The following is a 10,887-nucleotide window of genomic DNA, read 5'->3' as shown; positions in this document are numbered from 1 at the left end:
TTTTGTCTCTGAAGTTCGATGAATTAACCATATTTCCCTGTACAGCTAACGCCGCAAATAAACGGCTAAAAATAGTTGGCTATAATTTGTGAGGCACGAACAAAGCCAACTGTTTTTTGTCCGCACTTTTAATTTGCTTTGTTATATGCCGCTATCTCGAGTAAAGGTGAGCTAGTGGTGTAACAAGCAAAATAGTTAAAAGTATTAGCCCAGACCACACTATGTAGCCCGTAACTTTGGATAGTGATAAAACAACCTTATCACCAGATTTGGTGAACAGAACTCTTGAAACAGCTATTAAACCAAATGAGACAAGGTAAGTAGTAAGTGTCACTGAGACACCAAGCGAAATCCCTTCTCCATTGCTCCCATAAAACTTATAGAGCATCCATAATGCACCTAAAAAGCGCTCACCTACACCATATAGCATGATAAAACTTATAAGAAGAAACACCAAAGCTGTAGAACGGCTCAAAAATATCATAGGCATATAACATGTTTATAGCGAGCTAATCGCGCGTTTTTCTACCACAACGTAGCTCGTTTTTCTTATTAGATTATTTTTAACAAACTTGCTAACTAATGGCCAGTGTTATTAAAATTTAGGAGTTCTCGCTTTTACCTCAGGATAAAAACGAGCGATTGGGTCGTTTTCTTGACTATGCGAGCAATAGACTTTGACGAAATAGAAAAGCAATTGTGAACGGCCGATGTTCGCTCTTTTAAAATTCGCCTAAACACGTCTTGGGGCAGAAGCAATGCGCAAGTTTTGCAATTTACTCACTCGTTAATGTGCATAAATGAGTTATAGTATTTATTCTGTAACGCCCGAATAATGGGCGGATTTTGCTTGGTTACACTTAGCGAAGAATGAGCGCCAGCCAAGCTTTAAGCGTCCCATCCATTATTGCCTTGTTATAACCCCCACACCTGTGATGCTGCAAGAATTATTGCCCCTGAAAATACTGAAAAAGACATAATATTGATAATTTTCCAGTTCCCACCATTATTGGTAATTATTTTAAACAAACTAAACAATAAAGTTAAAAATGCACAAACTGAAACCCCAATTAAACCCAACATAATTGGTGACCAAGTTATGTTGCCAGAATTAAAGTGATAATTGAAAAACGCAATTGCCCATAGATGAAAAATACAAACAACCAAAATATATAGTTCGTTTAATCCAAATCGCTTCTGCTGAATACCACATACAGGACAAAAGTACGCAACATACTTACCAGAACGAACAGCTTTCGGGAATATTTTGGAGTTACATTTCTTGCAAATAGTCATGGTGTTCAACTGATACTACAGGGGTTATAACAGCGTATTACCGAGAATTCCCGTTAACACTCTAGTTAACACTCTATGTGTTAATTTCCAGAATTATCAAAATACGGTTTTAATAATCAAATTATTAATAACTTACACATAGCTAAAAGGATTTACAATTGTTGAGGCTACGCTATAACCGAGAATTTACTTATTCGAGAATGAAGAGAATTACATTACGAGAACACGCATAAAAAATAGCATGTATATTAGTAACTTAAATATTTATGAAAACTTTAACGAGAAGCCACTTAAACTGCATAACGAGAATTGATTATTTATACATTAAATACGTTGAATGGCAGCTTCGCTAAAAGCAGCCATTAGAGAGTTTACCCTAACTCATTTTGGGGCAGAAACGAGTTACAACTAAAGTTGTTACTCTATTACAGAGCCATGTTACTCAATCTTTTTCTATGCAAAGAAGAGTTTTTTCCCGTAAATCTTAAACAACAAAAAAGCGCCTTTGGCGCTTTTTTACTTTGTATTGAATTAAGTTTATTTAGCTAAGCCAAATGGGTCATCAATGCTATGAGCAGGCTCGGTAAACCAGCGCGGGCCTTCGTCTGTCATATAAAAATGATCTTCTAAGCGAATACCAAACTCATCAGGTACAACAATCATAGGTTCATTACTAAAACACATACCTGTTGCGAGTGGGGTAGGGTTACCACCCACAAGGTATGGCCATTCATGAATATCTAAACCAATACCATGGCCTGTTCTGTGTGGGCAGCCTGGTGTTTGATACTCAGGTCCCATGCCATTTTCGGCAAGATACTGCCTTGCAGCATCGTCTACTTTGCCACATGGCTCACCAATTTTTGCGGCAGCAAAAGCAGCAAGTTGGGCATTTTTCTCGTGTTGCCAAAACATGCGTTGACGTTCGGTTGCTTCACCAAATACATAAGTACGGGTAATATCAGAGAGGTAATCATGTACTTTACAGCCAGTATCAATCAGTACCACATCACCTTTTTTAAGGGTTTGCGGGTTTTTAACGCCATGCGGGAAAGACGACGCAACACCAAATAACACAATACAAAAATAGTTACCCGGTGCGCCGACTTTTTGGTGCGCCTTTTTAATAAAGGCTTCAACCTCAGTGGTGGTGATACCTTCATAAAGCATACTTGCCGTTGCTTTGTGTACTTCTAAAGTCATGTCCATAGCACGTTGCATTAAGGCAAGTTCATTGGCTGATTTATGCATACGGCAGTGAGCTGTAACGCACTGTGCGTTAACAATGTTGTAATCGCCGTTCGCTTTATTAATACCGTCGTAGATGAAAAACTGTGCGCTTTCATCAATACCAAGGGTGCCTGTTTTGCTAATGCCCATTTCTGACAGTACTTCAACACACAATTGGTAAGGGTTTTCGTGCTCTTGCCAACCACGAATTGGGCCGTCAATCACCATAAAATCATTTAAGCTGCCGATTTCAAAAAACGGCGCTATGTATTGCACATCACCTTTAGCAGGTAAAATAGCGCCAACTAAACGCTCACTTGCGTACCAACGCATTCCTGTAAAATAGGCTAGGTTAGTGCCTGCATTTAAATAAATTGCATCAATATTGTTTGCTTGCATATACGCTTGTGCTTTTGCGATACGCGCATGAAACTCGTCATTTTGAATAGGGGTTAAATCTGTTGTCATATCTGACAAAGAGTCAAGCGCCTGCTCTGGCGTTTGTGTGCCAATACCATATGTTGTCATTGTGTACTCCTTGGTTTTTTGTGCATTGTGGCTTGAGTAAACAGCTGATGCAAACTCACTGCGACTAATCGCATAATATTCGTATTTGTGGCTATAACTGTTAGCATGCGCAAAAAATAAGGAGCGACAATGCAAGTTAATTACTTAAAAAGACAAGCTGAATTTAAAGCCTTGCTAGAACAACAAGGTTACAGCGCCATGTTAGTACTTGGTCATGAAAATATTCGTTACTTAAGTGGTTTTAGCGGTAATGCTGCTTATGCATTAATTACTCAAAATGCGTGTGTGTTGATCACTGATTACCGATACCACCAACGTGCAATTGCTGAAACAACAGGGTTTGAAGTTGTTTGTCGAGACAGAGACAACGAAACTCTTGGTCATTGTATTAACAGGCACCTTAACCCAAACAGCCATGTCGCATTTGATGCAAGCTATGTCACGGTAGCAATTTGGCAAGGTGTGGCAGATGAGCTAAGCGACCACACATTAACTGCGGTAAACGGTTTAATTGAAAAACTAAGACGCGTTAAAGATAGCTGGGAAGTTGCACAAATTAAAGCTGCTGCGGCCATCGCTGATGAAGCATTAGCACAAACGCTGCCTTATTTTAAACCGGGTGTAACTGAGCGAGACCTAGCCTTAGAGCTTGAATTTAGAATGCAAAAGCTTGGTTCAGAAGGAATGTCGTTTGCCACCATCATGCTGTTTGCAGAGCGCTCAGCCTTGCCGCATGGTAACCCGTCAGATCAGGTTTTAAAGCAAGGTGACTTTGTAACCCTTGATTTTGGTGCAGTTGTAAATGGCTATCGCTCTGATATGACTCGTAGTTACATTATTGGCGAAGCATCAGAAAAACAAACCCGTATTTATAATACTGTTCTAGATGCACAAAATGCAGCACTTGAAATGGTTAAACCGGGAGTTAATTGTTTGGATTTAAATGCCATATCAAACAAGGTGATTGCTGATGCAGGTTTTGGCGAATACGCGGGCAAAGGTCTTGGCCATGGTTTAGGGCTATTTTTACATGAAGTGCCATTTATCAACACACTGACAGACTACAGCCTTGAAGTTGGTAATGTGATCACCATTGAGCCCGGCATTTATTTACCAGGCTATGGTGGTGTGCGCCTAGAAGATGACATAGTTGTCACAGAATCTGGTTTTGAGGTGCTAACCCATGCCCCTAAGCCATTTATAATCTAGTGCTTAAATCAAAAGTTACTTTTTAGCATACGCTAAGCGGGCTAAACGTTCAGTTACATGGTAACTATCTAGCCCGCTCACGGCGACTGTACCAATGGCTTCAATATCGACAAAGCCATCTTCTTGCAAACACGCCTCATCTAAATAGATATCGGTTATTTCACCTATGATCAGCTCAGTACCATTGATGGCAAGGTGGTGGTGTTCTTTCAGCTCAAGCGCATATTTAAGCTTACTTTCTTTAACGAAAGGCGCTGTAAAGTCATTTAGGTATTGAGTAGTAAGCCCTGTTGCATCAAATTCAGACTCGTCTTTATCGTAGCGTGCCGATGTTTGATGTGCTTTGTTATAAATGTCTTTGTTCACATGGTTAATCGTGTACTGCTTAGTGGCTAATAAGTTCTCTAGGGTATGGCGAGGCACTGAATGAGGCCTAATGATCATGCCGACCAAAGGGGGATGTGCACCAAGATGAAATACTGAACTTACAATCGCTAAGTTAGTTTGGCCGTTACTATCTTGTGTGCCAACTAAGTTGGCACTTTTAAATCCCGACAAACTATTAATTAAGTGGGCGCGGTAGCGGTTTTCTAAATCAGCAATGACTTGCTTTGTTAAATGCATAATTGTCCTGTTACCAGTCTATGGGTTTACCTTGCCAGTCAAAGTAGGCAGGGTTTTGTGATTGTTGTAAATAGTCAGCATCACTTATCAATGAATACAGCTGCTCGGTAACAAACTCAGGGGTAAATAATTTACCTTCGGGCACATTAGCCTGAAACGGCTTTGATAATGGCGTATCTGTGGTACCTGGGTGAAATAACGCACAGTGGCATTTTTTATAGCGTCTGCTAAGTTCAATCGCAGCAGATTTAAATAACATATTTAATGCCGCCTTCGACGCTCGGTAGCTATACCAACCACCTAACTTGTTATCGCTAATACTACCAACACGTGCACTCAACGCACAGATAACCGTAGCTACTTGCGGCTTTAAAAGCGTTGAGAATAAAGCCACACAGCGAATTGGCAGTAGGGCGTTTGTCTGCATGCTGTTTATAAAGTGTTGCTCAGATATTTGTTCAAGTTTACGTTCAGGTACGTGCTCTGGATCATGCAGTAGGCCATTAAATATCATCAGTTGTGTTAAATCATAGTGGCCACTGGCTAGTTCTTTAGCAATGCCACTTAAGCTTTTATCTGAGTAATCAGTTTTAAAATGCTGGTGGCTGATCTCATTGTTTGCTGTTTCATCAAAAGTCGCCTTAAATTCACCGCGACTGATAGTGACAATATGACCACAACGGATATGATTTTTTAGTGCAGTGAAATAAGCTTTCGCTATTTCACTGCTTGCACCACACACTATATAAAGCTGCATTTTTGACCTACTAGTAAAAATAATTAAAATTTTTTTCGTTCAAATTCTCATCATTGAATAAAGTAAAAATTACGCTGTTGTTCTTCTCTCACAATTAATACACATAAAAAAGACGGATAAAAATTTGACCAAACTCACAGTAGCGATGCCTTAATTTATGCGGTTTTTGTCTTTTAAATTGGTAAGTCCATTTTACCAATTGTATTGAGCGTCAAACGATAAACCGGACTAGAGTGCGTATTTATTACACTTTTATGTTGAGAGATTGGTTATTCTTTTTTACGAGTTTGTTAGAAAATTCGATCTATTAAATTAACGCCGACAATGATATTAATAAAAAGGATCAGTATTTAGCTGCGTTCGTGCTAGGTTAAATACTGTGCAGTAAGTACTTTCAACTTAGTAAAAGAAAGGAGTATGAGAATGAGTGAACAATACGCTGCACTTCGCGGTAATGTTAGTATGCTTGGACAAATGCTGGGTCAAACCATTAAAGATGCACAAGGACAAGCCATTTTAGATAAGGTAGAAGAAATTCGTGCTTTATCTAAATCGTCACGTAGTGGTAACGAAGCCGACAGAAAAGCGCTTATCGATGTACTACACGCTCTCACAGATGAAGAACTATTACCGGTTGCACGCTCATTTAATCATTTTTTGAATCTTGCTAATGTTGCAGAACAATTTCATACCGTTTCACGCTTTAATGATGTTGGTTTTTGCCAACTAAACCCTCTCACTCAAACATTAAAAGCGTTAGCAACAGCAACAAAGCATGGTCAGGTTGACCCTAATCACTTGGCACAAACACTCTCAAAACTCCACATAAACCTTGTACTCACCGCACACCCAACAGAGGTGACGCGTCGTACTATGATTAACAAACACGTTGAATTGAGTGATTGTCTTGCATCACTCGAGCGTAAAGACAATTTACCTAGTGAGCGTGCTGACTTATTAAACCGTATTGCTCAGCTAATAAGCCAAGCGTGGCATACCGACGATATTCGTCGTTCACGCCCAACGCCAATCGACGAAGCTAAATGGGGCTTTGCGGTTATAGAAAATAGCTTATGGCATGCAGTACCTCGCTTCTTACGAGAATTTAGCGACGATGTAAAAGCCGAGCTTGATTTAGAATTACCGATTGATTACAGCCCAATTGAGTTTACGTCGTGGATGGGCGGTGACCGTGATGGTAACCCGTTCGTTACCGCTGAAGTGACTCAACAAGTGCTCGATCACGGTCGTTGGATGGCGCTTGATTTGTATTCGCGTGATATTGAAACGCTAAGCAATGAGTTATCAATGTCTGATGCAAGTGATGAGCTTATTGAACTTGCAGGCCAAGACTTTGAACCTTATCGTGCCGTACTTAAAAATCTAAAGAATCAAATTGCTGAAACAGTGACCCATTTAGGTGCAAAAATTAAGAAAAAGCGCACCGATTCTGAAGATTTAATCAAAGATATTGCACAAATCAAGCACCCAATCGAAGTGTGTTATCGCTCGCTTATTAAGACCAACATGAAAGTGGTTGCCGATGGCTTGCTGCTTGATGTGCTGCGTCGTATAAATAGCTTTGGACTGCGTCTTGCTAAACTCGATGTACGTCAGGATTCGTCGCGTCATGGTGATGTTTTCTCTGAACTAACACGTTATTTAGGGTTGGGTGATTACCATCAATGGCAAGAAGAAGACAAACAAGCGTTCTTACTTGCTGAGCTAAATTCGCGCCGTCCGCTTATTCCAAAACATTGGCAACCAAGCCCAGAAGTACAAGAAGTGCTTGATACATTCGATGTAATTGCAGCGCAAGATGCACAAACTTTTGGTTTGTATATTATTTCGATGGCTCGCACTGCATCTGATGTGCTGGCAGTGCAGTTACTGCTTAAAGAAAGTGGTTGTAAGTTTAACTTACCGGTTGCACCATTATTTGAAACATTAGACGACTTAAATAATGGTAAAGATGTTATCGAATGTTTACTTGATAACACCTGGTACCGTGGTCATATTCAAAACCAACAAAATGTCATGATCGGTTACTCAGACTCTGCAAAAGATGCAGGTATGATGGCTGCTGGTTGGGCACAATATGAAGCAATGGATAAACTTGTTCAATTAGCTGAAAAGCGTGGTATTGAACTTATTTTATTCCACGGCCGTGGTGGTACGGTTGGTCGCGGTGGCGCGCCAGCTGCGCAAGCACTACGTTCACAACCACCAGGTTCATTAAAAGGTGGTCTGCGTGTAACAGAGCAAGGTGAGATGATCCGCTTTAAGTTTGGTTTACCAGCTGTTGCTCTACAAAGCTTAAATATTTACGCTGGTGCTGTACTCGAAAGTAACCTGCTACCACCGCCAGAGCCGAAGAGCGAATGGCGTGATGTTATGGAACTGATCAGTGCTGATTCGTGTGAGCATTACCGCCAAGTTGTGCGCCATGATGAAAATTTTGTTCCTTACTTTAGAATGGCAACGCCAGAGCAAGAGCTTTCTAAATTGCCACTAGGCTCTCGCCCTGCGAAGCGTAATCCGAACGGTGGCGTAGAGAGCCTACGTGCTATTCCATGGATTTTTGCATGGAGCCAAAACCGTTTAATGCTACCTGCTTGGTTAGGTGCGTTAACCGGTCTTAAAGCTGCGCTAGATAAGTATGGCATCGAGACACTTCACGAAATGAGCCTAAAATGGCCATTCTTCCGTGCTCGTTTAGAGATGCTAGAAATGGTATTCAGTAAAGCCGATAGTTGGTTAAGTGCGCATTACGATGATGCATTGGTAACAGAGCAATATAAGCCACTTGGTGTAAAACTACGTCAAGAGCTCAGCGAAGCGATTGAGCTTGTTCAATCACTAAGCCCACAGAAGAGCTTACTTGCTGATCAACCTTGGATCAAAGAGTCAATTGCGCTTCGAAACCCGTACACAGATCCACTTAACTTATTACAAGTTGAGTTGCTGCGTCGTTCACGTGAAGCAGACGAAAGCTCAGCAGGTGATATTGATAATGCATTAATGATCACTATGACAGGTATTGCTGCGGGTATGCGTAATACCGGCTAATAGCTAGTGTCATCGATTAACCTTGCATCGATTGGCAAGCTAATCACAAAACGAGCGCCGTGTTTACATGACTCGGCGCTTATTTTCCCTCTAAGATTATATTTAACCGCATTAAATACCACGTTTAAGCCCAGCCCTAGATGGTTACCACCCAGATTTGTTGTATAAAATGGCGTAAATATTTCATGCAAGATCTCATCATTGATACCCACACCGTTATCTTGATAGGTAATTTCAACCACATGCGTAAAGGCTTTTATAGTTACTTCGACCACCCCCTGATCTGAATGAATAAAGCCATGCTCACAGGAGTTAATCACTAAAGTTTTTAATACATCACTCAAGATAGTTGGGTAGGAGGTAATGGCCACTTCATCGCCATGAATTTTAAACTCGATTTGTTTCCCTAAGTGCTTACTATAGGGGGCTAAGCGGTGTTTTAAATAGCTAGGCAATTGAATTTTACTCATTGGTTTATCGAGATGTATTGATACATTCAACGCTTTAAACTCTTCAACAATCCCGGCTAAGCGGTTAATACTGCTTATCACCAATTCTTTTGCACTATTGGTATCGGTAATGAATTTATGAAAATGTTTACTGGATAGTTCACGCGCTTTAAACTTTTCTTCTAAACCTTCCATATAATCATCAATTAATGAACTGGCAGTGACGATAGTGCCGATAGGTGTATTTAACTGGTGCGCCATACCGGATACAAGTGCGGTGAGAGACGCTATTTTCTCAATTTCGATGACGTGATTTTGCGTATCGCTTAGTTGTTCTAAGGTTTTTGCAAGGGTTTGTTTTTGCTTATCGATACTATTAATAGCGATGAAAGAGCCAGATAAAATTACGACTAAACATATGCTTACAACTATGGTGAGGTCTTTAAATGCATCTGCTTTAGTTGCTTTAATTTGCTCAGCACGGGTTAATTCTGAGATTCGAACTTCTTTACTCGCCACATCAGCTTCAGCTAGTGCTTTGGCTAAATTAACTTTTGCTTGCCTCGTTAAAATAGCTTCATTGATTAAAGAGTATTGTTTATAAGCACTTAGTGCTTCAGCATAGCTTTGTTTTTGCTCATAAAGCTCAGCTGTTAATTTTGCGATGGATAATTGGGTTTCAAAGTGAGCGTGGTTGAGCGTGTATGATTCGACAGAGGCGAGTATATCGAGCGCTTTATCAGTGTTGCCTTGCGCTTCGTAAGTTTGCGCTAAGCAAAGAATAATATTGAGCTGTTCACTCTCAAGTTGTTTCGTTTCAATAAGCTTAAACGCATCATTAAGCACACTCTCAGACTCGGCTAATAAGCCCTGAAAACGTAATACTTTTCCTTTTAAGATTAAGCTTGCCGCTAGATGCGTTGTGTAATCAAACTGAGTTTGTAAACGCATAGCTTGATTGATAATGTTAAGTGCTTCTGGGTATTGTTTTAGGCCAATCAAAGCAAGGGCTAAGTTATTACTTGCAAACGATTCATTGAGTGTTTGCTTATTGTTATGTGCATAGTCACGATACTTTTCAAATGCAATTGCAGCCTCAGCATATCGCTTTAGGTTGAGTTTAATCAGTGCAATATTGTTTTCGGTTTGGTAGATCAAACGTTCATCACGAGATTGTGCAAACGGCATCGCATCGCGGTAATAGGCTAAGGCCTCTTCATACAGGCCAAGGCGCGCATAAATGCCCCCAGAAATATTGAAATAGCCATACATCAAGTCTTTTTCATTGGATTGTGAAACCATATTCATATACTTAACAATGGTTTCCATGGCGGATTCTAATTGCTCTGTTTCAAGTAAAAACCACGCTTTGTAATTAGTAACAATAATCTTTTGTTCTAATGTAAGGTCGGTGGTCTCAATCAGTGCATTGACAAACTTTAGCCCGTCAAGAGGTGAGTCTGCATAGCTGAGTCTGATAGAGTTTCTGAGCTCCTCAAATTCATCTGTCGGCATTGCATTACATTCTGTTGTATTTATAAAAATCAACAGCATAAAGCTAAATAGTAAAACCAAACGCGTTTTCATGACACACCAATCCATTTCATAAATGAGTGCAAAAAACACTCACCCATTTTGCTGCCTAAATAACGCTAAATATTATAAATTTTAACTAAATAGAGGTTTATCTGAAAAAGCTTAATCTAGGAAAGGAAAACTCATACT

The 10,887-nt window shown here is 40.2% G+C and carries 6 protein-coding genes; 2 read left to right on the top strand and 4 right to left on the bottom strand.

The window, feature by feature from the left end; translation table 11 throughout:
• Positions 1 to 1,833: 1,833 nt before the first annotated feature.
• The gene (locus CWC28_RS09240) at positions 1,834 to 3,054 is read right to left on the bottom strand and encodes a M24 family metallopeptidase (protein ID WP_105180323.1); all 1,221 of its coding nucleotides are present in this window, start codon (positions 3,052 to 3,054) and stop codon (positions 1,834 to 1,836) included.
• 129 nt (positions 3,055 to 3,183) lie between these two features.
• Here CWC28_RS09240 and CWC28_RS09235 point away from each other — a divergent pair, with 129 nt between their 5' ends.
• Positions 3,184 to 4,263 (top strand): M24 family metallopeptidase, encoded by a 1,080-nt coding sequence (locus CWC28_RS09235; RefSeq protein WP_138625040.1) that lies wholly within the window; start codon positions 3,184 to 3,186, stop codon positions 4,261 to 4,263.
• A 15-nt stretch (positions 4,264 to 4,278) separates the two neighbouring features.
• Here CWC28_RS09235 and CWC28_RS09230 read toward each other — a convergent pair whose 3' ends face one another.
• Positions 4,279 to 4,887 (bottom strand): flavin reductase family protein, encoded by a 609-nt coding sequence (locus CWC28_RS09230; protein WP_105180269.1) that lies wholly within the window; start codon positions 4,885 to 4,887, stop codon positions 4,279 to 4,281.
• Positions 4,888 to 4,897: 10 nt separating this feature from the next.
• Positions 4,898 to 5,644 carry an SDR family NAD(P)-dependent oxidoreductase gene (locus CWC28_RS09225; protein ID WP_138625039.1) on the bottom strand — a complete coding sequence of 249 codons (747 nt, stop codon included), beginning with the start codon at positions 5,642 to 5,644 and terminating at the stop codon, positions 4,898 to 4,900.
• A gap of 423 nt (positions 5,645 to 6,067) precedes the next feature.
• On the opposite strand from CWC28_RS09225, the gene ppc reads away from it, so the two are divergent.
• Complete coding sequence (gene ppc, locus CWC28_RS09220) at positions 6,068 to 8,713, top strand: phosphoenolpyruvate carboxylase (RefSeq protein ID WP_063703615.1); 2,646 nt, start codon at positions 6,068 to 6,070, stop codon at positions 8,711 to 8,713.
• On the opposite strand, the gene CWC28_RS09215 is transcribed toward ppc, so the two are convergent.
• Complete coding sequence (locus CWC28_RS09215; RefSeq protein ID WP_158685543.1) at positions 8,710 to 10,749, bottom strand: ATP-binding protein; 2,040 nt, start codon at positions 10,747 to 10,749, stop codon at positions 8,710 to 8,712. The genes ppc and CWC28_RS09215 overlap by 4 nt on opposite strands.
• Positions 10,750 to 10,887: the final 138 nt, after the last annotated feature.

Source organism: Pseudoalteromonas sp. S4492 (assembly GCF_005886115.1).
In the GTDB taxonomy this organism is placed as follows: domain Bacteria; phylum Pseudomonadota; class Gammaproteobacteria; order Enterobacterales; family Alteromonadaceae; genus Pseudoalteromonas; species Pseudoalteromonas gelatinilytica.
This window is presented reverse-complemented; position numbering and strand designations above follow the sequence as displayed.